This is a genomic window from Mesorhizobium sp. B3-1-6, assembly GCF_006439555.1.
GTDB lineage: Bacteria > Pseudomonadota > Alphaproteobacteria > Rhizobiales > Rhizobiaceae > Mesorhizobium.
This window is the reverse complement of record NZ_VFTM01000007.1, coordinates 96,918-120,214: the sequence shown is the minus strand read 5'-3', so window position 1 is coordinate 120,214 and position 23,297 is coordinate 96,918. Positions and strand designations below refer to the sequence as shown.

Genomic DNA, 23,297 nt, shown 5'->3' with positions numbered 1-23,297 from the left:
TTCGACTTAGCTTCTATAGACCACCTTGAACCGCGCCCCTTGAACCGCCGCTGAGCGGCGTGTTCATTCGTCATTCAAGCAAATTCCGCAGCGAGACGTAATGACCAGAGCTTCCGCCTTGACTTCCGCCTTCCCGGCCGCCAACCCGCCGACGCCCGAGAAACACCCGGTTTCCGAAACGCATCACGGCATCACCCGCGGCGACGACTATGCCTGGATGCGGGCCGACAACTGGCAGGCCGTGTTCCGGGACCCTTCCCTCCTCGACGGCCGCATCCGCGCCCATCTCGATGCCGAGAACGCCTATCAGGCGGCGCTGATGGCCGGCACCGCGGACCTGCGCGGCAAGCTGTTTGCCGAGATGAAGGGGCGCATCAAGGAGGATGACTCGACGGTGCCCATGAAGGACGGGGCCTATGCTTATGGCTCTTCCTTCCGGCTGGGCGGCGAGCAGCCGCGCTATTTCCGCACGCCGTGCGGCGGCGGCGCCGAGGAGATCCTGCTCGACGGCGATAAGGAAGCCGAGGGCAAGGCCTATTTCAGGCTCGGCGGCGTCGACCATTCGGCCGATCACGGGAAGCTGCTGTGGGCCTTCGACGACAAGGGTTCGGAGTTCTTCACGCTGCGCGTGCGCGACCTTGCGAGCGGCAAAGAACTTGCCGACCATATCCCGGATACGGGCGGCGGCGGGGTGTGGAATGCCGGCGATGGCGGCTTCTTCTACACCCGTCTCGACGACAATCATCGCCCGTCAAAAGTGTTCTTCCACGCGCTCGGCGACAAATCGGAGAATGACCGGCTGATCTACGAAGAGACCGATCCAGGCTTCTTCATGGATGTCGGCGGCACGCGCGCCAATGACTGGATCATGATCGGCATCAACGACCATGAGACTTCGGAATACCACCTGCTGCCCGCCAATGATCCAGCGGCCGAGCCCAAGCTGGTGGCGGTGCGCGAGACCGGCCTGCAATACGACCTGGAAGAAGGCGGCGACGTCTTCTTCATCCTCACCAATGCCGACGGCGCCAAGGACTTCAAGATCATGACCGCGCCGGTCGACAATCCGGTGCGCGCCAACTGGCAGGAACTGGTGCCGCACGAGCCCGGCCGGCTGATCCTCTCGGTGCTCGGCTTCAAGCATCATATGGTCAGGCTCGAGCGCAAGGACGGACTGCCGCGCATCGTGGTGCGCGAGCGCGCCAGCGGCGAGGAGCATTTCATCTCCTTCGACGAGGAGGCCTTCTCGCTCGGACTGTCCGGCTCCTACGAGTACGACACGGAGACGATGCGTTTCACCTATTCGTCGATGACGACGCCGGCGCAGGTGTTCGACTACAATATGCGCAGCCGCGAGCGCGTGCTCTTGAAGACGCAGGAAGTGCCCTCCGGCCACGATCCAGAGCACTATGTCACGCGCCGGCTGATGGCGCCCGCCGCCGATGGCGAGCTGGTGCCGATCTCGCTGCTCTACCATCGCGACACGCCGCTCGACGGTTCGGCGCCCTGCCTGCTTTACGGCTACGGCTCCTACGGCATCACCGTTCCTTCGGCCTTCAACACCAACTGCCTGTCGCTGGTCGACCGCGGCTTCGTCTATGCCATCGCGCATGTGCGCGGCGGCAAGGACAAGGGCTATGGCTGGTACGATGACGGCAAGCGGGCGAAGAAGATGAACACCTTCACCGATTTCATCGCCTGCGGCCGCCATCTCGTCGCCGAGCGTTACACAAAGCACGACCGCATCGTCGCCCAGGGCGGCTCGGCCGGCGGCATGCTGATGGGGGCGATCGCCAACATGGCGCCGGAGGATTTCGGCGGCATCGTCGCCGAGGTGCCGTTCGTCGACGTGCTCACCACCATGCTCGACGCCAGCCTGCCGCTGACGCCGCCGGAATGGCCGGAATGGGGCAACCCGATCGCGTCAGCCGCCGACTACGCTACGATCGCGGCCTATTCGCCCTACGACAATGTGGCGGCGCACGACTACCCGCCGATCCTGGCGCTGGCGGGCCTGACCGATCCGCGCGTCACCTATTGGGAGCCGGCGAAATGGGTGGCGCGGCTGCGCGACCGCAAGGCAGGCGGCAATCCGGTGCTGTTCAAGATCAACATGGAGTCCGGCCATGCCGGCGCGTCGGGCCGCTTCTCGCGGCTGGAGGAGATCGCATACATTTACGCCTATGCCTTGAAAGTGACCGGCAAGACCTGATTTTCCGCTCGCAATTGGCAAGGGCGCGCGCTACCCAGTGCCGCCCTTTTTCGACCTAGCCTCTCCCGGCCGCGACCATTCACCCGCAAGGATCCTCATGCTCCTCGTCGACACGTATCTCGACAAATCCGCCATTCAGGGCATCGGCGTCTTCGCCAGGGGCCACATCGCCAAGGGCACGCTGGTCTGGAAGCTCGACCCAAGGTTCGACCGCCGCATCCCGGTCGACACCTACGAGGCCCAGATCGGCCCGGTGAAATCCTATCTCGACCGCTATTCCTATCCGGACCGGCACGATCCGAGCTTCATCGTCTTCGAGGCTGACGACGCACGCTACATGAACCACGACGACGACCCGAACTGCGACGTCTCCTCGCCCGAGGAGACCTACGCGCTACGCGACATCGCGCCAGGCGAAGAACTGACCTGCAACTACAACCACTTCTTCGAAGGCGGCTTCGATTTTCTGGGCGACCGCCACCTGTAAAGGTTAGCTCGCCGGCTTGCGCGCCGGATAGCCGTTGGGATGCGGCGGGACGGCCTTGAGATAGGCGGCGATCGCCGCGCGGTCGTCGGCGGTCAGTTGCGCCATGTTGCGCTGCACATCGACCATGGCGCCGCCGACGGAATCGAAATCGGGCGTGAAGCCGGTCTCGAGGTAATTGGCGATGTCGGCCTCGGACCAGTCCTTGATGCTCTTCCCGTCGGGCGTGATGTTGGGCACGACGCCCGAGCCTTCGGCCGCCACGGCGCCTGCCAGCCACTCGCCTTTCCTGACGCCGCCGGCAAAATCGCGCGGCGTGTGGCATTCGCCGCAATGGCCGGGTCCCTCGACCAGGTAGCGACCGGCCAGCACCTTGTCCGGCGTGCCCTCTGGCAGCACGATCACCGGTTCGGGGCTGAGATAGACAAGCTTCCACAGGCCAATGCCGCGACGGATGGTGAAGGGGAAGGAAAGCCTGTGATCGGGCGCCTTGCCGGCAACCGCCGGCAGCGTCTTCATGAAGGCGTAGAGGTCGGCGATGTCGGCCGGCTTCATGCGCGCGTAGGAGGCGTAGGGAAAGGCCGGGTAGAAATGCTCGCCCGAGGGCGAGACGCCCTTCAGCATGGCGTTGGCGAAGTCCTCCTCGCTCCAGGCACCGATGCCGTCCTTCTGGTCCTGCGAGATGTTGGGCGGAACGAAGGTGCCGAACGGCGTCTTGAGTTCCAGACCGCCGACGAGTTCGAGACGGGCGTCGCCCTGGGCGCCCGGCTTGGCGTGGCAGGAGGTGCAGCCCCCCGCGTAGAAGATGCGCTTGCCCTTGGCGGCGTCGCCGGGGCCGAGCTCAGCGACGGTCGCGGCGTCAAGCCTGGCCGGCGCCGACAGGACCCAGCCGGCGGCAGCCGCGGCGCCGCCAAGCACGATGACGGCGCCGACAAGCTTCTTCAGCCAGGCCATTTAGGCGATCAGCTCTTCTTGATCCGGTAGGTCTGGTGGCAGGTGCCGCAATCGCCGCCCAGCGTGTTGAGTTGCGCCTTCAGCGCGTCGACATCGGCCGGCGGGGAAGCGACCGCGGCCTTGGCGTCGGCCAGGAACTTGTCCCCGGCCGCCTTGAAGCCCGCCATGTCTTCCCAGATCTTCGGCGCGGCCGTGGTGTCGCCCTTGTCGGAGCCGGCCGGGAACAGCTTGTCGGCGTCGAACTTCTCGGCATTGGCCTCCAGGGCCTGCAATGCCGTCAGCACCGCGGCGGCGTCAAAAGGCTCCTCGCCCTTGACGACCTTCGAGATCTGCCCGGCGAGCTTGCCGCGTTCCTTCATCAGGGCCTGGCGATCCTTGATCGGATCGGCATAAGCGGCCGAACCGGCGAAGGCGAGCAAAGAGATGGCGATGACAAGCTTTCTCATTCAATTGGCTCCACGGTGAAGGAAGAGGGTACGCGACTGAGGCATTTCACCGTTCAAGGTGAAATGCTCTATCTCCTGGTTGGGGCAATTCCGGACGGAAAATCGTTCCACACTTCTCCTGGAATTGCTCTGGACGTTAACGGGCGTGGCGGTGGGATTATTCCCCGTCGCCGTGACGATTTTGCCGGATTTCTCTACCGAAAAAGAAAAGCCCCGGCGAACCGGGGCTTCTCATCAAAATCTTTTAGCCTTTGGCCTTTTCATAAAGCTCCAGGACGTGGTCCCAGTTGATCAGACTGTCGACGAAGGCTTCGAGATATTTCGGCCGCGCGTTGCGGTAGTCGATGTAGTAGGAGTGCTCCCACACGTCGACGCCGAGGATCGGCGAGCCGCCATGGACCAGCGGGTTCTCGCCGTTCGGGGTCTTGGAGATTTCCAGCTTGCCGTTCTTGACCGAAACCCAGGCCCAGCCGGAGCCGAACTGGGTGGTGCCGGCGGCGATGAAATCCGCCTTGAACTTGTCGTAGCCGCCGAGATCGCTGTCGACCGCCTTCTGCAGCGCGCCCGGCAGCTTGTTGCCGCCGCCGCCCTTCTTCATCCACTTCCAGAAATGGATGTGGTTGTAATGCTGGGCCGCGTTGTTGAAGAGCCCGGCATTCTTGCCGAAGGACTGCTTCACGGCCTCTTCGACCGACAGGTCGCCCATTCCGGCCTCGGCCGCCAGCTTGTTGCCGTTGTCGACATAGGCCTTGTGGTGCTTGTCGTGGTGATACTCCAGCGTCTCCTTCGACATGTAAGGCTGCAGGGCCTCGTAGTCGTAAGGCAAAGCGGGCAACTCAAAAGCCATGGATGGTACTCCCTCGAGGAAAAAGTCCGGTGATATTACCGAGCTAAGATAGGTCTGGAATGGGTTGGGGCAACTCCAGAATGGAGCGCCGAGCGACTTTTTAGAGCAATTCCGGGAAAAGTGCGAAACGGTTTTCCGCCCGGAATTGCGCAAAAATGACGAGGCGGAGCTGTTCGCCGTTTGGGGGAAACGGTGAAACGCTCCGGCGGCTCAGGCGGCGGACGTCGAATGCGCCCATTCCCAATAGAGCTCGCGCGCCTTCTTGGCGACCGGTCCGGGCTGCAGGTCGCGGTTTTCGATGCGGGTGATGGGCACCACTTTCGAGTGGTTGCCGGTCGAGAAGATCTCGTCGGCCTCAAGGAAATCGCGAACCGACAGCGTCTTTTCGGTGGTCGTGAAACCGTAGTCGCCGAGCAGGTTGATGGTGCGCGAGCGGGTGATGCCGGAGAGGAACGTGCCGTTCGGGGCCGGCGTCATCACGTGGCCATCCTTGACCAGGAAGATGTTGGAGGTTCCGGTCTCGGCGACATTGCCCAGCATATCGAGCACCAGCGCGTTGTCGAAGCCGCGGTTCTTGGCCTCCAGGATGGCGCGACCGTTGTTGGGGTAAAGGCAGCCGGCCTTGGCGTTGGTCGGCATGGTCTCGATGGTCGGGCGCCGGAACGGCGAGACACCGACCGAAAAGCCGGATGGCGGGATCATCGGCGATTCGTAGAGGCAAAGACAGAAGCGGGTCGAGGCCGGATCGGCCGGCACGCCCATATAGCCGCCATGCTCGGCCCAATACATCGGCCTGATATAGACCGCCGTCTTGCCGTCGAATTTCTTCAGGCCATCCCAGGTCAGGCCGACGATCTCCTCGGCGGTCATGGAGGGTTTCAGGCCAAGCGCCGTCGCCGAGGCGTTGACGCGGGCGGAATGAAGCTCGAGGTCGGGCGCAACGCCCTCGAACCAGCGGCCGCCGTCGAAGACGCTGGTGCCCAGCCACATGGCGTGGCTGCGCGGCCCGAGAATGGCGACGTTGCCCTCGTACCAGTCGCCGTCCACATAGGTCCAAGTCGCTGTTTGCGCCGCCGCCGCCAATGTCATGTTCGCCGTCCAAATGAGTGATTTCAGGCCGCCATAGGACGATGCTTTGACGGTTGGCGTCAACCGACATGGCCAAAAATCGTTGAGGCCAGCCATACTTACAGAGCGTCGCCCGAAACGGATCGGGCAACGCCCGGTAAGTCTTTTGTTTGATGCCTGTCGGTTTCCCAAAACCGCGACACACTTTTGGGCGACATGCATTAAAAGCGCAATCAGCGCTTGCACGGGGCGCATCCTCGCCTCAAAACTCTCGTTATGCATCATGCGGCCTATGTCTTCGACGCCTATGGCACGTTGTTCGACGTGCACGCCGCTGTGCGCCGGCATGCCGGCGAGATCGGGCCGGACGGCCAGCTTCTCTCCGAAATCTGGCGCGCCAAGCAACTCGAATATTCCTGGGTGCGGACGCTGATGGGGGGCGCTTACGCCGATTTCTGGCAATTGACCGAGCAGGCGCTCGACTTTGCGTTGCGCAAGATTCCCTCGGCCGATCCGGCGCTGCGGACGAGACTGCTCGAAGCTTATTGGCGGCTCGACTGCTATCCGGAAGTGCCCGCCGTGCTGAAAGCGCTCAAGGCCTCGGGCGCGAAGCTCGCGATCCTATCCAACGGCTCGCCCGAAATGCTCGACGCGGCGGTCAAGTCCGCGGCGCTCGACCAGATCCTCGACGACGTGTTTTCGGTCGACCAGGTCAAACGCTTCAAGACCGACCCATCGGTCTACGACATGGTGGTCACTGGCTGGCGGCTCTATCCAGGCGCGGTGTCGTTCCAGTCGTCGAACCGCTGGGATATCGCCGGCGCGACCAAGTTCGGTTTCCGTACGGTCTGGATCAACCGGACCGACCAGCCGGATGAATACCGCGACTTTCAGCCGGGCTTGATCCTGCCTTCGCTCGAAGGTCTCCTGGCAGGCGCCTGAGACCTCTGTTGCTGCAGCGCAACAGCTGTGGCGCGGTCACAGCTTCGCCTTTTTCTGTCCACCCTCAGGCCAGAATTGGAACCGCCTATCGCCGCCGACTGTTATGAATGCCGTCGGCGACGTGCCCGCGGATTCATGCTTTCTTGCGAATTAAGACCTAGAAAAGGCAACCATGTCAGACGCTTCCTTCCGCCTCAGCCGCCGTGGCTTCCTCAATTTCACAGCCCTTGGCGCTGCTTCGGCCGCCGTGTCCGCGTGCACCACCACCGGTCCGGGCCCCGCTCCCATCCAGCCGCCACCGCCGGCCTATGTCGAGCCGCCCCTCGGCGATTACGAGACGATGTATGGCGCGATGTCGGACAATGGCTTCGATCTGCCGGCGATCCCGGTCAACAAGATCGATCACAAATTCTTGCGCCAGATCGTCCCCGATCCGACCGGACAGCGCCCGGGCACCATCGTCGTCGATACCACCGGCCACTTCCTCTATCTGGTGCGCGAGGGCGGTCAGGCGATCCGCTACGGCGTCGGCCTCGGCCGCGCCGGCTTCGAATGGTCTGGCGATGCGGTCGTGCAATGGAAGCAGAAGTGGCCGAAATGGACGCCGCCGGACGAGATGGTCGCCCGCCAGCCGGAACTGACCCAATACAGCGCCAAGAATGGCGGCATGACGGGTGGCCTGAAGAACCCGCTCGGAGCGCGCGCGCTCTATCTCTTCCAGGGCAACCAGGACACGCTCTACCGCCTGCACGGCTCGCCGGAATGGTGGTCGATCGGCAAGTCGGTGTCGTCGGGATGCGTGCGTCTGATCAACCAGGACATCATCGACCTCTACGACCGCGTGCCGACCAAGACGCCGGTCATCGTGACGGCCAATGTCGGCGCGCCGGAAGAGAACTTGCCGGAGCGCAAGGCCATCCCGATCGACAATGGCGTGCCGACGGGCTCCATCCTGCTCGGTCCGGTGAAGCGGCTCGACGACGCGATTTTCTAAGCGGTTGGTTCGTCAGCGGTGCTCGGCCAATATGGTGGCCAGCACCGCAACGCCGCGCCGCAACGCATCCGCATCGAGCCCGGCATAGCCAAGAATGAAGCCGGCCGTTTCCGGACGCGGCCCGCCCAGATCATAGAGTGGCGACACGGGATAAAGGCCGATACCGGCGGTGCGCGCCGCAGCGATGATCGCCGCTTCGCGTCCAGCATCGATACCGTTCATCCAAGCAACGACATGCAGGCCAGTCTCGGCCCCGGCGACGGTAACCCGCGACCGTAGGCGCAGGCAAGGCCAGCAACCGTCGTGCGAATGCCGAGAGGTTGCGTGGCGAAGCGGCTGCGACGGGCGCCTCTCCCGACGCCCTCTCCAACCCCGGAGCAACGATGGCGCGCGCACCATGCCGGATGATCAGATAGCCTTCGGCGTCGAGCTGATTGTAAGCGGCCGTCACCGTGGTTCGCGAGGCGCCCCACTCGGTCGCAAAAGCCCGCGTCGATGGCAGGCGATCGCCTGGCCGATAGCCGCCGCTGTGGATCTGCTCCTTGATCGCCGCGATGATCCGCCGCGCGACGCCGTCCTGCTCCAACTGGACCACCAAAAACCTCCAAAACTGGATGTTCCAAGCAAGCCAGACATCCGGCATCTTTTCTTGGAACGCAAGGAGTTTTGCCATGTACACACCGCCCGCCTTTCGCGACGACGATCATGAGAGCCTCACCGCCACGATCCGCGCCGCGCGGCTGGCAATCCTGGTCACCGCCACGGCCGATGGCCCGCTGGCGACGCCTCTGCCGCTTTTCCTCGACGAGAACGAGGGCGAGCACGGCGTGATCTACGGCCATGTCGCAAAGGCAAACCCGCAATGGCGCATGCCGCCGCTGGGCGACGGCCTGGCGATGTTCATGGGCCCGGACGCCTATGTGACGCCGGCCTGGTATCAGACCAAGCAGGAGACCGGGAAGGTGGTGCCGACCTGGAACTATGTCGCCGTCCACGCCCATGGGCCGATCGAGTTCTTCGAGGATGCCGACAGGCTGCTCGAGGTGGTGACCCGCCTGACCAACCTGCATGAGGGCGAGCGCGCAGCACCCTGGGCCGTGTCGGACGCACCGGCGGATTTCATCCAGTCGCAGCTGAAGGGCATTGTCGGCCTGCGCATGCCGATTACGAAGCTCGAAGGCAAGCGCAAGATGAGCCAGAACCGCAACGCCGCCGATCGCGCCGGCGTCTTGTCTGGCCTGTCATCGAGCGAGCGGCCGTCCGACCGCGAGGTCGCTCCGCTCATTCCGGTGTGAAGACCGGCCGGTGTGAAGACTAGCCAGTCTGAAGACTGGCCGGTGTGAAATCTGGCCCTGCACTTTCAAGAGAGTCCATCATGCCGGATTTGACCCAGTTCGCCCTGTACTTCGCCGCGGCATTCCTGCTTGCCATTACACCGGGGCCGGGCATCTTCTATGTCGCCGCACGCACGCTGGCTGGAGGACGCGCGGAAGGCATTGCCTCGAGTTTCGGGACGGGCCTCGGCGGCATGGTCCATGTGCTTGCCGGCAGCCTGGGTGTTTCGGCTATCGTGCTCGCCAGCGCGGAGCTGTTCACGGCGCTGAAGCTGATCGGCGCCCTCTACCTCGTCTGGCTGGGCTTCCGCACCTTCCAGTCCGCGCGCCGCGAGGCAAAGACGATGCTGGAAGGCGGGACGCTGTCGCCTGCCGTCGGCACTGGCCGAGCGTTTCGCGAAGGCGTGCTGGTCGAGGCCTTGAACCCAAAGACGGCCGCCTTCTTCCTGGCCTTCATTCCGCAATTCGTGAACCTGGGCGCCGGCCACGTTGCCCTGCAATTCATGGTCCTTGGCTTCATATCGGTGACGCTCAACACAGTGGCCGATGTCGTGGTCGCTTTTGCGGCGAGCCGCATCCGGCAAGGCGCGGCCGGGCGCGCCAGCACCATACGCCGGCTGCGGGAGGCCTCCGGCTGCGCTATGATCGCGCTCGGCATGGGCTTGGCCATAGCCAAGCGCCCCGCCCTTTGATTGCCCGGCGACGTTCAGCGGGCGGGTCGACGAGGCCTCGACGATCGTGTCGATGGCCATGACATCGCATCTGTTGCACAACGCATGCTTATGCGACAGATGAAGCAGCCATTCGGGCCGAAAGGAATTCCATGCAACCGGTTGCCAGCCGCCCCGATCCGGTCGCGATCGCCGTGGCGCCAAATGGCGGCCGGCGCACGAAGGCCGATCATCCCGCCTTGCCGATCACACCGGATGAGTTGGCGCATGTGGCCGCGGCTTCGCTCGACTCGGGCGCCGCCATGATCCATGTCCATGTCCGCGACCGCGACGGACATCACCTGCTCGACGCCGAAGCCTACCGGACCGTAACCGCGGCGATCAGGGCCAGTGTCGACGAACGGCTCGTCGTCCAGATCACCAGCGAGGCACTGGGCATCTATCGGCCCGAACAGCAGATGCGGGTGGTGCTGGAAGCGCGGCCCGAGGCGGTTTCACTGGCCCTGCGCGAGTTGTTGCCCGACCAAACTTACGAAGCGGGTTTCGCCGCATTCCTTGAAACGCTGCGCAGGGAAAAGATCACACCGCAGGTCATCCTCTACACTCCCGAGGAGGCAACCTATCTCGCGATGCTCGCGGGCCGCGGCCTGATCCCCTTCGACAATCTGCCGGTTCTCTATGTGCTTGGCCGCTACACGGTTGGACAGACGTCCCGCCCGGCCGACCTGTTGCCTTTCTTGGCCCCGGGCACTCCCGCTGCGAGCCATTGGATGGTCTGCGCCTTCGGCAACCAGGAGACGGCGTGCGTGACGGCAGCCGCGCTGCTTGGCGGGAACGCGCGCGTCGGGTTCGAGAACAATCTTTTCCTGCCCGATGGAACACCGGCTTCGGGAAATCAGGACCTCGTCGCGGCCACCAAGCGATCAGTCGAAGCCTGCGGGCTCACACTCGCCAATGCGGACACGCTTAGAGGCCAGTGGGACGCCGCCTGAAGGGCGCGCGAGCGGTTGATCGCCAAAATGGACATCGAGATCGGCTGATCGCACTTCAACGCTAGAGATCCACCGCGGCCTTGAAAGCGGCAAGCTCCTCGTCGGCGATCGGCACGACGTGCTGCGGCTCGGGATAGGCGCCGGTGCGCACGTCGGCGATGAACTCGCGATAGGCGGCGATGCGCTCGCGCTGCAGCCGCTCGAATTCGGCGGCGAAGTTGCGATAGGTCTTGGCGTGGCGCGGCTTGTGCCCGGCGGTGTGGCCAAGCACGTCCTCACTGAAAAGATATTGCGCGTCGGCATGGGGGCCGGCGGCCATGCCGAGTATGATCATCGGCGTGTTCCTGGTGATCAGTTCGGCGATGCGGTCCGGCACCACTTCCAATTCGGCGCCGAAGCAGCCGATGGCTTCGAGGCGTTTCACGTGGTCCCACACCCAGCGCGCACTCTCGGCCGTCCTGCCGACGGCCTTGAAGCCGCCGGTCCAGGTGCATTGCGAGGGGATGAGGCCGACATGGGCGATGATCGGCACGGCGTTGTCGCAGAGCGTTTTCTGGATATCGAGCGAGGCGGCGCAGTAGAAGCAGTCGCCGCCCATGCGCGTAAAGTGATAGGCGGCGCCGAGATAGTCATGCGCCGAGACCAGGTCGCCGGCAGGCCCATAGGGAAGCCCGACCTGGACGAAGCAGCGGCCCGCGGCCTCGCGCATCTCAGGCGAGAAGAAGCGTCCTTCGATCGACAGCATGTCGACGCCGGCAGCGTTCGCCGCCGCCGCCTCTTCGAGCGAGGTGACGTAGAGCATCGAAATCTTTTGTCCGCGCGCCTTCATGGCGCGGATGTCGGCGACGGTGGGCCGGTTGTTCTTGGTGACCATTTTCGTTCCCTCAGATGGTGAAAGCGTTGCGGAAGGCCTCGAGCGCCGCTTCGGGATCGCCGTAAGCGAACGCTTCCATGCCGACCGGCCCGCGATAGCCCATATCCTTCAGCGCGCCGGCGATGCCGCGATAATTGATCTCGCCGGTGCCGGGCTCCATGCGCCCCGGCACGTCCGCCACCTGGACCTCGCCGATCCATGGCAGGCAGGCGCGGCAGAGCTCGATCAAATTCCCCTCGCCGATCTGTGCGTGATAGAGGTCGAGGTTGAGGCGCAGGCCCGGCCGGTTGACGCTCGACACCAGCGCCAGCGTGTCCTCGGCGCGCGCGAAGGGCACGCCGGGATGATCGACCGGCAGGTTGAGGTTCTCGAGCGTGAAGGTAACGCCTTCCGCTTCGGCAAGATCGGCGACGCGGTTGAGCGTGTCGCGCGCCTTGAGCCACATCGCGCCGGTGACCGTCTCGCGCGGGCTGACCGGCAGACCACCTTCGCCCAGTCCAGTGCCATGCAGGTTGAGGCGTGCCACGCCAAGGCGCTTGCCGACGGCGGCCGTCTCCTTGGCTGTCTTCAGGAGTTCTTCCGCGCCTTCATCGTCGGCGAGCCGGCCGCGCAGATAGCCGTTCATGATCGAGAAGGTGGCGCCGGATTTTTCGAGCATGGCGAGATCATGCTCCGGCCAGTTCCACAGCCCGACCTGGAAACCCAGTTCGGTCAGGCGCTTGACGCGGAATTCCATCGGCCGGTCGCGCCACAGCATTTCGGCGCAGGCGGCGAGGATAAAGCTGTCGGACATGTCAGATCTCGATATGCACGCGGCCGTTCTCGACCTTGGTCTTGTATGTCCTGAGGTTCTCGCAGGCCGGCGGCGTCTCGACATCGCCGGTGGTGAAGTCGAAAACGGACGCGTGCTTGGGACACTCCACCGTATTGCCCATGACAAGACCGTCGGCAAGGTGGATCGCCTCGTGTGTGCACAATCCGTCAGTACAGTAATATTCGTCCGCGTCGTTACGGAAGATCGCGAAGGTGCGGCCGCCATTCTCGAAACGCTTGGCTTCCTCGGCTTCGATTTCGTCAGTGGCACAAGCGTCGACCCAGGGCATATACGTCTCCTCAGATATCTTGCGGTTTGAAGTCTGCGGGAGCCGACGGCATCACGCCCTTGAGCAGCGCAACCGACTTTTCGAGCCCCTCCAGCGAATTCAGAAGCACGTCCTCGTGCTCGATGGAGAGCCAGCCGTCATAGCCGGCCATCTTCAGCCGATAGCAGAACCGCCGCCACCACTCCTCGCCATGACCGAAGCCGAGCGTGATGTAGCTCCAGGAGCGGGCCGGGATGTCCATCAGGCTGCCATTCTCGAGCAGCGAGGTCGTTGCCTGAACGGGCCGGTTCAGCATCGTATCCTTGGCATGCACGTGATAGATGGCCTCGCCCAGCGCTTCGGCGGCAGCGAGCGGATCAACGCCCATCCAGAACAGGTGCGAGGGGTCGAGATTGGCGCCCACGATAGGTCCGACCGCCGCTCGCAACTTCATCAGCGAGGGCACGTTGTAGACGCATTGATTGCCATGCAACTCGAGAGCGATGCGATCGACGCCGTTTTGCTTCGCCAGCGCCGCCATCTCGGTCCAGAACGGGATCAGCTTTTCTTCCCATTGATATTTGAGAATGATCTGCGTTTCCGGCGGCCAGGAGGAGACAACCCAGTTCGGCATGCTGTCGCCGGCACTACCAGCCGGCAGACCGCTCATGGTGCAGACCGTGCGGATACCCATCTCGCCTGCGACGCGGATCGTATCTCTCAGCCCCTCGCCCTGGGCCCGATCGGTCGGATGCAACGGATTGCCATTCGCATTCAGGCTGATGATCTCCAGCCCGCGTCCCTCGAACGCTCCCATAAAGCGTCTCTGTGCTTCCCTGTTGCCCAGCATCGACGCGAGACGGAAATGGGGGGCGGTCGACCAGCCGCACGTGTTCACCTCGATACCGGATACGCCCATGCGCTGGGCATGATTGAGCACCGCCTCGAACGGCAGGTTGCCGAGACTGTCTGAAACGAAACCGAGCTTCACGCGTAGAACTCCGGCTTTGCAATCATCTGGACGGGCGTTCGACGGCCTTCCTTCAGCGCCTTCACGCCAGCTTCAGCAACGACGGCAGCGCAATAGCCGTCCCAGCAATCCGACGCTGTCACGGGAAAATCGCCAGTCATGACGAAGCGCAGGAAGTCTCGGTTCTGGCGGCGGTAGGCATCGTAGTAACGGGTCCGCCAGTCGGCGTCGTAGCTGGTGCTTTGGGTAAGCGCGGACTCAGTGCGGGTATAGGCAACATTGTTGGTCGCCAGGGCGCCCCGTTCGCCGACCAGTTCGGCACGCACGTCATAGCCATAGGCGGCGTTGTTGTTGATCTCGATGTTGACCAGCTGGCCATCCACGGTTTCCAACACCATGACGACGGGGGCGACACGCGCGTCCGAGCGTCTCGGCTGGAATGCGGAGATGGCGGTGTATTCAGTGCCGAGCACATAACGCACGACGTCGAATTCGTGCGGGGCGGAATTGGTGATGGCCATCGCGCCGGTGAAATCGGCGGCCGGCGTTTCGACGTTGCGGTGGAAATTGTGCATCATCAACGCCCGGCCGAGACGGCCGTCTTTCAGCGCCCGCTTCATCTCCTTGTAGGAGCGGTCGTACCGGCGCATGAAGCCGAGCTGGACGAATTTCGCTCCGGCCTTCTGTTCGGCTGCCATCACCGCGATGCAGTCAGCCGACGCTTGTGAAAGGGGCTTTTCGCACAGTACCCGCTTGCCGGCGCCAATGCAGACCATCGACAGTGGCGCGTGCGTGAAATCGGGGCTGGCGATGATAACGGCGTCCACATCCTGCCGCGCGATGGCGCCCTCGGGATCGGTGGCAACGTCGTTGGCGCCGCATGCATCAGCGACGAAACGAGCGCGCTGCTCATCCATGTCGCAAACCAATTGGAGGGTTGCGCCGGGCAGTTCCTCGGCGACTATCCTGGCATGATCCGCGCCCATGAGGCCGGCGCCGATCACTGCAATGCGAATTGTCATTTCTGTCCTGTTTTTGCTTTCGGGTTTACGGGATCGCGGTGAGCGGCGAGATGAAGCCGCGCCGGACTGGATAACCTCCCAAGGAAAGTCTAGTGAGCGGCTGGGATCAGGGACGGCGGATGGCCCGCATGGGTTTCCATGTAGCCTTCGACCTGGGCTTCGAGGTCGGCCATGGTCTCGCCGCCGGCCATCAGATCCGTAATCTCCTCGCGTGACTTTTCGCCCTTGCGGAAATCGGCGGCGATGGCGCCGCGGATCAGTACCGCGAAATGGTCGCCGACGGTCATGGCGTGCATGACCTGGTGGGTGATGAAGACCACCGCCAGGCCACGCTTCTTGGCCTCGTTGACGATGCGCAGCACATGCGAGGCCTGCTTGACGCCGAGTGCCGCGGTCGGCTCATCCAGGATCAGCACGCGCGCTCCAAAATGCACGGCGCGGGCAATGGCGAGCGACTGGCGCTCGCCGCCCGACAGGCCGCCCACCAGGCGGTCGCCGTCGTCGATACGGGTGATGCCAAAATCCCGGACCGCTTTCACCGCTATCTCGTTGGCGCGCTTGCGGTCGTAGATCCTGAACGGCCCCCAACCTTTGGTCGGCTCGACGCCGACGAAGAAAGACCGCCCGATGCTCATCAGCGGAAACGTGCCGCCGAACTGATGCACGGTGGCAATTCCGCGCCCCTGCGCATCGCTTGGTCCGGTGAACGTAACGGACTGACCATCCATCAATATCTGGCCGCTGGTTGGCTTGTGGACCCCGGCCAGGGTCTTGATGAGCGTGGACTTGCCGGCGCCGTTGTCACCGAGCAGGCAGAGCACTTCGCCGGCGCGCACCCTGAGCGAAATATCGTGCAAGACGTCGATCGGTCCAAAGGATTTGTTGACGTTTCTCAGTTCGAGAATGGCAGGTTTGTCGTTCATGGCGTCATCTCTTCATCTGCAATTCGACTGCGCCGGGGTGGCATTCACCGAAGCGGGAAGTGATCTCAAACTCATCTCTCATGGGTTGGCTGGCTCCCGCGGCAGGCTTCGCTTGCGCCGCGGTCTGAAGTACAGCGCCAGGTCGCGGAATGACTGATTCATCAGCACGGCCAGCAGGAGCATCACGCCGATGATCAGGTTCGACCAGTTTCGGTCGATCTGGGTGAAGTAGATGCCCTGGCTGACGATGGCGAAGGTGACGGTTCCCACGAAGATACCAACGACCGACCCGAAACCGCCGGTCAGCAGCACACCGCCCACCACCACGGACACGATCGCGTTGAAGATGAAGCTCATGCCGCCGGAGACCTGGGCGGAGTTGAACAGGATCGCCTGGCAGATGCCAACGAATGTGGCGCTGACCGCGGACAACACAAACAGCGCAATGGTCATCCGGTTCGTCGGAATGCCGGCATTGCGGGCGCTGACCTTGTCGCCGCCCATTGCAAAAAGCCAATTGCCATAGCGGGTCTTGTGCAGAACGAAACCCATGATGGCGGCGAAGGCGACCCACCAGACGATGATGACCTGGTGACTGCCGCCGATCAGCTGGCCGAACAGGAATTTGGCCCAGTCCGGCGCAGTGAGGGCAACGCTGGCGTTGCCGGTCAGAAGCACAGACCCGCTGAGCACTACCCCTTGCATGGCGACCAGCGTGGCCAGGGTAATGATCAGCGAGGGCACGGAGGTTCGTATCGTCAGCAGGCCGTTGATCAGGCCAACCGCCACGCCGACCGCCAGTGCGCCGGCGATCCCTACGGCTATGGGCAGTCCGTAGTAGCCGGTCAGGACGGCCGTGGTCATCGAACCGGCGGGGATCAAGGCGCCGATGGAAATGTCGAGTTCGCCCGCGATCATCAGCAGGCCGACGGGAATGGCGACGATGCCGAGATTGGCCGCGAAATTGACCCAACTCGCCGCGCCAACCAGCGTGCCCAGATTGGCGCCGCCGAACAGAACGAAGAACAGCACCACGCCAATGAGGCTGAGGACCGATCCGGCTTCGGGACGGCGCAGTGATGATTTGATTGCGTCCATCATGACTGTCCTCCCTTCTTCGACGAATAGCTGAGCGCCAACTGCCGGAACGTGTCGTTGGTCAACACCGCAATCAGGAGAAGCGCACCGATGATGACGCTGCCGACATTGGGATCGAGACTGGTGAAATAGATGCCCTGGTTCACGATCGAGAAGGTGAGCGTGCCGAACACGATGCCGACGATCGAGCCGAAACCGCCCGTGAGCAAGACGCCGCCGATGACCACGCACATGATGGAATTGAAGATGAAGGACTGGCCGGCCAGAACCTGCGCGCTTTGGTAGACCATCACCTCGCTGACCCCGACGAACGCGGCGCTGAAGCCGGACAGCATGAAGAGGCCGATCGTCAGGCGCTTGGTTGGGATGCCGACGTTGCGCGCACTCTCCTTGTCGCCGCCGAGCGCATAGATCCAATTGCCCATCGGCGAGATGTGCAACAGCCAGAACAGGCCAACCACGAACACGACCCACCACAGGATCGTGACCTGGAACATGCCGCCGAGATAGTCACCCAAGATTTGCTTGGTAAGCGGGTCCGGCACGAGCGAGACGCCGGTGCTGCCGGCGATCTTGACGGTGAGGCCCAGCGTCAGACCCATCGTGCCGAACATGGTTCCGATGGTGATGACAAGCGACGGGATGGTTGTCCTCGTCACAAACAGGCCGTTGACGAGGCCGACGGCGAGGCCGAGGCCGAGCGCTGCCGTTATGCCAAGCCAATCGGGCAGCCCGTAGTGACCCGAGACGATGGCAGCGGTGAGCGACGCCGCGGGGATCACCGCGCCGACCGAGATGTCCAGTTCCCCGGCGATCATCAGCAACCCCATCGGCAGCGCAATGATCCCGATCTCGGAAGCGATGTTCAGCCAGCTTGCCGCACCGGCTGCCGACATGAAACTGCTGCCGCCGAATAGGCCGAAGAAAAGCAGGACTGCGACCATGCCAAGGAACGAGCCCGACTCCGGTCGACGTGCCAACCGGCCGAGCGCCAGTCCGGACCGCGAGCGTTCGAGCGCAGGCGTTGATGTGGATGCGACGGGATGTGCCATTAGGGTAATCCGCGAGCACGCGGCTGGCCGTAATGTGCCGCCGCAGAGAAAGGGAAAAAGGGCCGCCCGCCGCAAAACGCGGGCGGCCCAGGCGGGAGGATTATCGTGTCCCTGCTTTCACGCCAGCGATGGTGGCGTCGACGTTCGTCTTGTCGATGATGCCTGGTCCCGTAAGGATCTCGCGGGTGGGCACCGACAGGCCGTAATTGACGTGACCATTGAGGATCGCCACGGCGAGATATCCCTGCAGGTAACCCTGCTGGTCGATGGCGCAATCCTGCTGGCCACCCTTGATGTTGTTCAGGATCGTCTCGTCAAAATTCATGCCGCACAGGTGCACCTTTCCGACCTTGCCGGCCTGGGTGATGCCGTTCATGGCCGAGTTGGCGTCGACGTTGCCGATCGTAAAGACAGCGTTCACGTCCTGGTGCTGCAACAGATAGGCCTTCACCGCCTGGGCTACGGCGGTTGCCGAGCCGAAGGATGTGGCGGGCAATGGCAGCACGTCGGCTTCGCCACCACCGTTCTTCATACCCTCCTTGAAGCCACCGCAAAACGCCTCGATGTTGGCGGCGCCCGGCAGCGTGTTGATGCAGACGCCCTTCTTGTTGCCGGCCTTGGTAAGGTACTCGCCCGCCGCGACGCCGCCCTTGTAATCATCGGAGCCGACATAGTTCATGGCGCCGAGACGATCGGCTGCCTTCAACCCGCCGGCATTGTAGATAAGCAGCGGAATGCCAGCGTCCCTTACCGCCTTGAACGCAGGATCCATCGCTTCCGGCACCCAGTCCGGGCCGACGATGGCATCGGCCTTCTGGTCGATGGCCTGACGGATCAGCTCTGCGGCGTCCACACCCAGATTGTCGTAGTTCTGCGGTCCGAGCCAGGTGACCTTGCCGCCTTGAGCCTCGACGACCTTGCCGGCGTCTTCGGCACCGCGCTTGACGATCGACCAGAACGGATCGTCCGGCTTGCCGCCGACGACGAAGATGTTGGCGGCGAGCGTCGCGCCGGTGCTGAACCCGATCAGCATCGCCGTCGAGACGAGTGTCTTGAAAAGCTTCATGGTATTCCTCCCAGATTACCCCATAGGGTTTCAACAAAAGTCTTCCTGTTCCGGGCCCACTCCTCACGGACCCAGCCGAAACGGCGCCTGGTTCGTTATTCCGCAGGCATTCCGGATGCCGGATCGCCGCGGCCTTCCTGCCGGCTCCGCACCTTTTCCTTTTTCTTGCGGAAGCGGGCCTTCATGACCTCGTCGCCATCCTTGCTGCCGTCGTGCCAGGTGCCGAACAGCTTATCGAGTGGCACCAGCCCGTCGCCGCCGTAATTCACCTCGAAGTACTTGTGGTGCAGGTAGTGCAAGTAGGAATGGCTATCGAGATTGACCTTGTCGGTGATCTCGAAGGTCTCGAAGCCGAGATGGCCGTTGACGGCGCCGAAACCGGCTCCATGCAGCGTGAAATAAGCGCAGACCGGGTTGGACGGGATCAACAGGTGCAGCCAGGCTTCGGCATGATAGAGGAAGCCCTCGACCGGATGCATCGACAGCGACGACCACGGGCTCGGATTGATCGAATTGTGATGGACCGAGTGCACCCATTTGTAGAGCGGCGGCCAATGGATCGCCCGGTGCAGGAAGAAGAAATAGACCTCATGCACCGCAGGCGCGATAAGCACCAGGAACGACAGATATAGCCAGTTCGTCGTCCAGGGCAGCCAGACAGCCCAGCTGTTCGCGTAGACCCACAGCATCACGATCTCGACCACTGTCCACAGCGGTATGGTGACGAAAAACGAGCGGGTGAAATTGTCGACGTTCTGGCTTTGAAACCAGAACACGTCGGACGGCGCGTCCGAGGGAAACTTTGGATTGTACTTGAAGCGGTTCTGTTGCTTGCGCTGGACGTAGTAGCGCAGCTCGAAGAAGCCGTAGAAAAGAAAGATCCCGGCGGCGTTGAGGCCGTACAGCCAAAGGTAGTTGAGCAGCGAGAGGCTCGCTAGACTCTGCCAGCTCGGGATCAGCAGGTTGACCCAAATGAGCGACGTGGCGAGGTGGAAGGTGTTCCACGGCCAGAAGAATTCTGGAATCCAGGCTACCACCTTCTTCACATTGAACGGACGGTGCCAGATCGGCGCCGGCTCGGCACGGTGATGTGGTGCCCAGTTACCGCGCTTGTCGCGCGTTCCATACTGAAGATCATCCATCGTGACAGCGCCTCCGTGCCCGGATCGGTCTGGGGTCTGTGGGCTCTCGACATCCGATCGAGGCCTCACTCGGCGCAATTCATATCGGAGGGTTGATATTCGGAGAAGGCAGAAATAATATCAAAATTGCATTTGTATCATTTAGTTTCAATCATGATGATACAGAGAAGGGTGAGCGTTCATGAAGCGGCCGACAATCCACGATCTTGCTACCGCGGCAGGCGTGTCGGTGGCGACGGTGAACAGAATTCTGGGCGGCACGGTTGCCGTGCGGCCGAAAACAGTCCAGCGCGTGCAAAGCGCCGCGGAAGAAATTGGCTTTTACGGCATCGGCGCGATCGATGACCGGGCGCGAAAAATCTCGCCGCATTACCGGCTGGGTTTCCTGCTCCAGCAGTCGACCCGCGACCTCTATCAACTGTTCGGGAAGAAGATCGTCACCGCCTGCCGCGAGCGGCGGGACGAGGTCATCGACCCTGTCGTCGACTTCGTGGATATTTTGACGCCGGAGACGATATCGAGCCGGCTCATCGCGCTTGGCGATGCATGCGACGCTGTGGCGGTGGTCGCGGCGGATCACCCGATCATTGGCCAGGCCATCCGTTCCCTCAAGGAGATGGGTAAGCCGGTTGTCTCCTACATCACAGATCAATCCGCACCGGAAAGGGCGGCCTATGTAGGCACCGACAACTGGAAGCTGGGGCGCACCGCAGCATTCCTGATCACGCAAACGACCCAAGGGGCTGGTCGAATCGCTGTTTTCATCGGCAATCATCGCTACCAATGCCAGGATGTCTCGGACGCCAGCTTCCGCTCCTATTTGCGCGAGCACGCGCCTCGGCTCACAGTGGAGGAGAGCCGCCCCACTCACGAGGAATCGAGCGAGGCCTATCGCATGGTGGCCGAGTTGCTGAAGACGACGGACGATCTGGTGGGGATTCTAATTGTTGGCGGCGGCATCACAGGCGTGCTTCGCGCCTTGAGGGAAGTGTCTTCCGAGAGGCGATCGGGGATCAAGGTGGTATGCCGCGACATTGGGCCCGAGACCCGCAGAGGATTGTCCGAAGGATTGATCACGGCAGCTCTCTGCCACCCCCTTGAAGCGACCTCCGCCCTTCTCGTGCAGACCATGATCGATGTCATTGGACCACAAGCACCATTCGCGACCCTTCAGCGGTCGATACCTTTCGAAATAGTCACACCGGAGAATATCTGAGTCAGCGGGCCGCTGCCTTCCACTTCACGCGGCAGAACATCTAATGCAGGCTGCAGCGTTGTCGACGCTCAGGTGCAGACCCATTCGCGGATCTTGCACTGCTTCTCCTTACCGCCGCATTCGGCCTTGGCCTTGTCCTCGGCTTCGCGACGCGTCGTGGCGGACGCGACACCCCAGAACGGGGTCGCCGGGCCACGGCTCTTGCCGACTGAAAGCGCCGCGCAATGCTCATAGGGAAAGCCGGTGCCGTCATCATCGTCCCAATGGCGATGATTGCGAAACACCTCGACCACCCTACAGCCCGCGCCGTCCGCATTCTCGCAGTGCTTGAGCGCGATGTCTTCGGCTTCCTGCCGCTTGTCGGCGCCCCAGAAGAAGCCGTGCCTGCCGTCGCCCGGCGAGTAGGCGATCGCGCCCCAGATTCCCCTCTCCTCGCCGGTCTGCGCCGGCGGCGGCGCCACCAGGTCAGCGGCCTGGCTCGCCATTGTCAGTCCGACAAAAGCCGCCAGCAGCGGGAATGAGAGGCGACGGTTGATCAGCATTTTCGTAGCTCCCAATTGCAGCTGTCCAGGAATCGACCATCACGGCTGGCCGCTAGCCGCCCATGCGGGCCACCGAGACGACGACACAGGTATTGCCGGTGGGGACCAGCAGCGCCTGGCCGCCATTGTTGGCCAGGTTGAAAAGCATCGTTTTCGAAAGATTGTCCGCCAGCAGGCTGCCTTTCGGGAGCGTTCCGGCAACTTCCTGGCAAGAGCGCTGGAACGGCGCCACGCGCACGAAGCCGCCCTCGCAGGTCTGGCCGACGGGCGAAGCAAAGACGACGCCCGCGGCCTGCGTCTTGTAGTCCGGCAGATCGTAGCTCATCCCGGCCACGGCCTGCACCGCATGGGCATCCGGCGAAGTTTTGTCCCATTGCGTCTGGACCGCATAGGTCGATCCTGCCGTCAGAGCCTGTCCGAGCGTGGTAAAGAGATTGGCGCAGGTGCGCACGCCCGCCTGAGCGACATGCGCCTGAAACGGATTCTTGTTCGCCGCGATATCCGCCGGCGCAGGCGCGGCTTGCGCCGGCTCGCCCTGCATGGGCGCCTGTGCTTGCGCGGAGGCCGTGCCGGCGACGAATGTACCGAGCGCGGGATAGAGACGGAGCGACAGGATCACCGCCGCCGCGACCAAGACCGCGAACGCGCCGAGCAGCGCCGTGTTTCGCACCAGGCGCCAGCCTGGCGAACGCTGTGGCGGCGCACTTGCCGGCGGCTCCGGCAGCGCGACCGGCTGGGAGTGCGTCAGGATTCTGTCCTCGATGGATTGGCGTGTCATCTCAAGGTCTTTCTAGTTGATGGCCGACAGCGCGGTCTTGAGCCCCTTGAACGGGGCATCGAGGCTGACGGTCGCTCCCGACGGCAGGGAATAGGAAACCTGGACCATCGTCTCCTTGCCGATCTGCTCGCGAAGCACCGGGCCGACGGGTAGATAACCGACGCAAACCGACGCGTCGCAGCCTTGCAGTTGAACGTCGACCGGCTGTTTGCGGCCGGCAAATCTGAGCGAAAGCTTGCTGCCTGCCCCTGCCGCGCTGGGCGCGCGCAATATCATGAACGGCTTGCCCTTCTCGTCGGCCGCAAGCGACCAGCTGAAGATTATTGCCTGGCCCTGGTCGATGAAGGACTGGCTGATGTTGCATACCTTCTTCCTGGCCTGCAGGTTCTCGTCGCAGATCAGCGTCCAGTTCTCGAACGGACGCGTGATGCGTTGATATTCGCCAAGCTTCACGTCCGGAGGCACCGCGACGTCGGAAGGTTTTATCCTGTAGGCAGGGGCCGCCCCTTGCCCGGCCGCGTGCGGGCCGGACAGAAGGAGGCAAACCACCGATATTACGGCAAGGACTGTTTGCCTGGTCATCAGCAG

The 23,297-nt window shown here is 63.0% G+C and carries 26 protein-coding genes; 8 read left to right on the top strand and 18 right to left on the bottom strand.

Annotated elements, in window-relative coordinates; genetic code table 11:
* The first annotated feature begins 100 nt into the window (after positions 1-100).
* Both FJ414_RS08855 and FJ414_RS08850 read left to right on the top strand, forming a co-directional pair.
* Entirely contained in the window at positions 101-2,212 is a 2,112-nt protein-coding gene (locus tag FJ414_RS08855; RefSeq protein ID WP_140643523.1) for a S9 family peptidase, read from the top strand.
* 97 nt (positions 2,213-2,309) lie between these two features.
* Entirely contained in the window at positions 2,310-2,699 is a 390-nt protein-coding gene (locus tag FJ414_RS08850) for an SET domain-containing protein-lysine N-methyltransferase (protein WP_140643521.1), read from the top strand.
* Between the two features lie 3 nt (positions 2,700-2,702).
* Here the strand turns inward: FJ414_RS08850 and FJ414_RS08845 are convergent, their stop codons facing one another.
* The 4 genes from FJ414_RS08845 to FJ414_RS08830 form a co-directional block, all read right to left on the bottom strand.
* Positions 2,703-3,650, bottom strand: a complete 948-nt coding sequence (locus FJ414_RS08845) for a cytochrome c (RefSeq protein WP_140643518.1) — start codon at positions 3,648-3,650, stop codon at positions 2,703-2,705.
* A gap of 8 nt (positions 3,651-3,658) precedes the next feature.
* On the bottom strand, positions 3,659-4,096 hold the full coding sequence (locus FJ414_RS08840) for a cytochrome c (protein WP_140643516.1): 438 nt from the start codon (positions 4,094-4,096) through the stop codon (positions 3,659-3,661).
* A 244-nt stretch (positions 4,097-4,340) separates the two neighbouring features.
* Positions 4,341-4,943: a superoxide dismutase gene (locus FJ414_RS08835; RefSeq protein WP_140643514.1), complete on the bottom strand. Its 603-nt coding sequence runs from the start codon at positions 4,941-4,943 to the stop codon at positions 4,341-4,343.
* A gap of 210 nt (positions 4,944-5,153) precedes the next feature.
* Positions 5,154-6,032 carry a branched-chain amino acid aminotransferase gene (locus FJ414_RS08830; protein WP_140643512.1) on the bottom strand — a complete coding sequence of 293 codons (879 nt, stop codon included), beginning with the start codon at positions 6,030-6,032 and terminating at the stop codon, positions 5,154-5,156.
* Between the two features lie 255 nt (positions 6,033-6,287).
* On the opposite strand from FJ414_RS08830, the gene FJ414_RS08825 reads away from it, so the two are divergent.
* Both FJ414_RS08825 and FJ414_RS08820 read left to right on the top strand, forming a co-directional pair.
* Positions 6,288-6,953, top strand: coding sequence for a haloacid dehalogenase type II (locus FJ414_RS08825; RefSeq protein ID WP_140643510.1), 666 nt, complete (start codon positions 6,288-6,290; stop codon positions 6,951-6,953).
* Positions 6,954-7,125: 172 nt separating this feature from the next.
* Positions 7,126-7,947, top strand: a complete 822-nt coding sequence (locus FJ414_RS08820) for a L,D-transpeptidase (RefSeq protein ID WP_140643508.1) — start codon at positions 7,126-7,128, stop codon at positions 7,945-7,947.
* A gap of 12 nt (positions 7,948-7,959) precedes the next feature.
* Here FJ414_RS08820 and FJ414_RS31425 read toward each other — a convergent pair whose 3' ends face one another.
* The gene (locus FJ414_RS31425; protein ID WP_181181574.1) at positions 7,960-8,169 is read right to left on the bottom strand and encodes a hypothetical protein; all 210 of its coding nucleotides are present in this window, start codon (positions 8,167-8,169) and stop codon (positions 7,960-7,962) included.
* Positions 8,170-8,618: 449 nt separating this feature from the next.
* On the opposite strand from FJ414_RS31425, the gene FJ414_RS08810 reads away from it, so the two are divergent.
* From FJ414_RS08810 to FJ414_RS08800, 3 genes are all read left to right on the top strand, one after another.
* On the top strand, positions 8,619-9,242 hold the full coding sequence (locus tag FJ414_RS08810; protein WP_140643506.1) for an FMN-binding negative transcriptional regulator: 624 nt from the start codon (positions 8,619-8,621) through the stop codon (positions 9,240-9,242).
* A gap of 80 nt (positions 9,243-9,322) precedes the next feature.
* Positions 9,323-9,973 (top strand): LysE family translocator, encoded by a 651-nt coding sequence (locus tag FJ414_RS08805; RefSeq protein WP_140643504.1) that lies wholly within the window; start codon positions 9,323-9,325, stop codon positions 9,971-9,973.
* 131 nt (positions 9,974-10,104) lie between these two features.
* On the top strand, positions 10,105-10,944 hold the full coding sequence (locus FJ414_RS08800) for a 3-keto-5-aminohexanoate cleavage protein (RefSeq protein WP_140643502.1): 840 nt from the start codon (positions 10,105-10,107) through the stop codon (positions 10,942-10,944).
* Between the two features lie 61 nt (positions 10,945-11,005).
* On the opposite strand, the gene FJ414_RS08795 is transcribed toward FJ414_RS08800, so the two are convergent.
* The 10 genes from FJ414_RS08795 to FJ414_RS08750 form a co-directional block, all read right to left on the bottom strand.
* Positions 11,006-11,818 carry a 3-methyl-2-oxobutanoate hydroxymethyltransferase gene (locus FJ414_RS08795; protein ID WP_140643500.1) on the bottom strand — a complete coding sequence of 271 codons (813 nt, stop codon included), beginning with the start codon at positions 11,816-11,818 and terminating at the stop codon, positions 11,006-11,008.
* A gap of 10 nt (positions 11,819-11,828) precedes the next feature.
* Positions 11,829-12,611, bottom strand: a complete 783-nt coding sequence (locus FJ414_RS08790) for a TIM barrel protein (RefSeq protein WP_140643498.1) — start codon at positions 12,609-12,611, stop codon at positions 11,829-11,831.
* A 1-nt stretch (position 12,612) separates the two neighbouring features.
* Positions 12,613-12,921: a MocE family 2Fe-2S type ferredoxin gene (locus tag FJ414_RS08785; RefSeq protein WP_140643496.1), complete on the bottom strand. Its 309-nt coding sequence runs from the start codon at positions 12,919-12,921 to the stop codon at positions 12,613-12,615.
* Between the two features lie 10 nt (positions 12,922-12,931).
* The gene (locus FJ414_RS08780; protein ID WP_140643494.1) at positions 12,932-13,891 is read right to left on the bottom strand and encodes a sugar phosphate isomerase/epimerase; all 960 of its coding nucleotides are present in this window, start codon (positions 13,889-13,891) and stop codon (positions 12,932-12,934) included.
* A complete protein-coding gene (locus tag FJ414_RS08775; protein ID WP_140643492.1) occupies positions 13,888-14,892 on the bottom strand; it encodes a Gfo/Idh/MocA family oxidoreductase in 1,005 nt (334 codons plus the stop codon). Before FJ414_RS08775 ends, FJ414_RS08780 begins: the two co-directional genes overlap by 4 nt.
* Before the next feature lie 89 nt (positions 14,893-14,981).
* Positions 14,982-15,815 carry an ATP-binding cassette domain-containing protein gene (locus FJ414_RS08770; RefSeq protein ID WP_140643490.1) on the bottom strand — a complete coding sequence of 278 codons (834 nt, stop codon included), beginning with the start codon at positions 15,813-15,815 and terminating at the stop codon, positions 14,982-14,984.
* Between the two features lie 78 nt (positions 15,816-15,893).
* Positions 15,894-16,913 carry an ABC transporter permease gene (locus FJ414_RS08765; RefSeq protein WP_140643667.1) on the bottom strand — a complete coding sequence of 340 codons (1,020 nt, stop codon included), beginning with the start codon at positions 16,911-16,913 and terminating at the stop codon, positions 15,894-15,896.
* Positions 16,913-17,857, bottom strand: a complete 945-nt coding sequence (locus FJ414_RS08760; RefSeq protein ID WP_246672347.1) for an ABC transporter permease — start codon at positions 17,855-17,857, stop codon at positions 16,913-16,915. The genes FJ414_RS08765 and FJ414_RS08760 overlap by 1 nt, the downstream gene beginning before the upstream one ends.
* Positions 17,858-18,065: 208 nt before the next feature.
* Positions 18,066-18,998 (bottom strand): sugar ABC transporter substrate-binding protein, encoded by a 933-nt coding sequence (locus FJ414_RS08755; RefSeq protein WP_140643663.1) that lies wholly within the window; start codon positions 18,996-18,998, stop codon positions 18,066-18,068.
* 128 nt (positions 18,999-19,126) lie between these two features.
* Positions 19,127-20,173, bottom strand: coding sequence for a sterol desaturase family protein (locus FJ414_RS08750; protein WP_140643488.1), 1,047 nt, complete (start codon positions 20,171-20,173; stop codon positions 19,127-19,129).
* 181 nt (positions 20,174-20,354) lie between these two features.
* On the opposite strand from FJ414_RS08750, the gene FJ414_RS08745 reads away from it, so the two are divergent.
* Complete coding sequence (locus tag FJ414_RS08745) at positions 20,355-21,389, top strand: LacI family DNA-binding transcriptional regulator (protein ID WP_140643486.1); 1,035 nt, start codon at positions 20,355-20,357, stop codon at positions 21,387-21,389.
* 68 nt (positions 21,390-21,457) lie between these two features.
* On the opposite strand, the gene FJ414_RS08740 is transcribed toward FJ414_RS08745, so the two are convergent.
* The 3 genes from FJ414_RS08740 to FJ414_RS08730 form a co-directional block, all read right to left on the bottom strand.
* Positions 21,458-21,874: a DUF4189 domain-containing protein gene (locus tag FJ414_RS08740; RefSeq protein WP_246672346.1), complete on the bottom strand. Its 417-nt coding sequence runs from the start codon at positions 21,872-21,874 to the stop codon at positions 21,458-21,460.
* Between the two features lie 109 nt (positions 21,875-21,983).
* Positions 21,984-22,709, bottom strand: a complete 726-nt coding sequence (locus FJ414_RS08735) for a hypothetical protein (RefSeq protein WP_140643481.1) — start codon at positions 22,707-22,709, stop codon at positions 21,984-21,986.
* A gap of 12 nt (positions 22,710-22,721) precedes the next feature.
* The gene (locus FJ414_RS08730; RefSeq protein ID WP_140643479.1) at positions 22,722-23,291 is read right to left on the bottom strand and encodes an invasion associated locus B family protein; all 570 of its coding nucleotides are present in this window, start codon (positions 23,289-23,291) and stop codon (positions 22,722-22,724) included.
* Positions 23,292-23,297 lie beyond the last annotated feature (6 nt).

Bases quoted from the DNA above. Each gene is read 5' to 3' on its own strand.
- FJ414_RS08855 (WP_140643523.1), top strand. From the start codon at position 101: ATGACCAGAGCTTCCGCCTTGACTTCCGCCTTCCCGGCCGCCAACCCG.
- FJ414_RS08850 (WP_140643521.1), top strand. From the start codon at position 2,310: ATGCTCCTCGTCGACACGTATCTCGACAAATCCGCCATTCAGGGCATC.
- FJ414_RS08845 (WP_140643518.1), bottom strand. From the start codon at position 3,650: ATGGCCTGGCTGAAGAAGCTTGTCGGCGCCGTCATCGTGCTTGGCGGC.
- FJ414_RS08840 (WP_140643516.1), bottom strand. From the start codon at position 4,096: ATGAGAAAGCTTGTCATCGCCATCTCTTTGCTCGCCTTCGCCGGTTCG.
- FJ414_RS08835 (WP_140643514.1), bottom strand. From the start codon at position 4,943: ATGGCTTTTGAGTTGCCCGCTTTGCCTTACGACTACGAGGCCCTGCAG.
- FJ414_RS08830 (WP_140643512.1), bottom strand. From the start codon at position 6,032: ATGACATTGGCGGCGGCGGCGCAAACAGCGACTTGGACCTATGTGGAC.
- FJ414_RS08825 (WP_140643510.1), top strand. From the start codon at position 6,288: ATGCATCATGCGGCCTATGTCTTCGACGCCTATGGCACGTTGTTCGAC.
- FJ414_RS08820 (WP_140643508.1), top strand. From the start codon at position 7,126: ATGTCAGACGCTTCCTTCCGCCTCAGCCGCCGTGGCTTCCTCAATTTC.
- FJ414_RS31425 (WP_181181574.1), bottom strand. From the start codon at position 8,169: ATGAACGGTATCGATGCTGGACGCGAAGCGGCGATCATCGCTGCGGCG.
- FJ414_RS08810 (WP_140643506.1), top strand. From the start codon at position 8,619: ATGTACACACCGCCCGCCTTTCGCGACGACGATCATGAGAGCCTCACC.
- FJ414_RS08805 (WP_140643504.1), top strand. From the start codon at position 9,323: ATGCCGGATTTGACCCAGTTCGCCCTGTACTTCGCCGCGGCATTCCTG.
- FJ414_RS08800 (WP_140643502.1), top strand. From the start codon at position 10,105: ATGCAACCGGTTGCCAGCCGCCCCGATCCGGTCGCGATCGCCGTGGCG.
- FJ414_RS08795 (WP_140643500.1), bottom strand. From the start codon at position 11,818: ATGGTCACCAAGAACAACCGGCCCACCGTCGCCGACATCCGCGCCATG.
- FJ414_RS08790 (WP_140643498.1), bottom strand. From the start codon at position 12,611: ATGTCCGACAGCTTTATCCTCGCCGCCTGCGCCGAAATGCTGTGGCGC.
- FJ414_RS08785 (WP_140643496.1), bottom strand. From the start codon at position 12,921: ATGCCCTGGGTCGACGCTTGTGCCACTGACGAAATCGAAGCCGAGGAA.
- FJ414_RS08775 (WP_140643492.1), bottom strand. From the start codon at position 14,892: ATGACAATTCGCATTGCAGTGATCGGCGCCGGCCTCATGGGCGCGGAT.
- FJ414_RS08770 (WP_140643490.1), bottom strand. From the start codon at position 15,815: ATGAACGACAAACCTGCCATTCTCGAACTGAGAAACGTCAACAAATCC.
- FJ414_RS08765 (WP_140643667.1), bottom strand. From the start codon at position 16,913: ATGGACGCAATCAAATCATCACTGCGCCGTCCCGAAGCCGGATCGGTC.
- FJ414_RS08760 (WP_246672347.1), bottom strand. From the start codon at position 17,857: ATGGTCGCAGTCCTGCTTTTCTTCGGCCTATTCGGCGGCAGCAGTTTC.
- FJ414_RS08755 (WP_140643663.1), bottom strand. From the start codon at position 18,998: ATGCTGATCGGGTTCAGCACCGGCGCGACGCTCGCCGCCAACATCTTC.
- FJ414_RS08750 (WP_140643488.1), bottom strand. From the start codon at position 20,173: ATGGATGATCTTCAGTATGGAACGCGCGACAAGCGCGGTAACTGGGCA.
- FJ414_RS08745 (WP_140643486.1), top strand. From the start codon at position 20,355: ATGAAGCGGCCGACAATCCACGATCTTGCTACCGCGGCAGGCGTGTCG.
- FJ414_RS08740 (WP_246672346.1), bottom strand. From the start codon at position 21,874: ATGGCGAGCCAGGCCGCTGACCTGGTGGCGCCGCCGCCGGCGCAGACC.
- FJ414_RS08735 (WP_140643481.1), bottom strand. From the start codon at position 22,709: ATGACACGCCAATCCATCGAGGACAGAATCCTGACGCACTCCCAGCCG.
- FJ414_RS08730 (WP_140643479.1), bottom strand. From the start codon at position 23,291: ATGACCAGGCAAACAGTCCTTGCCGTAATATCGGTGGTTTGCCTCCTT.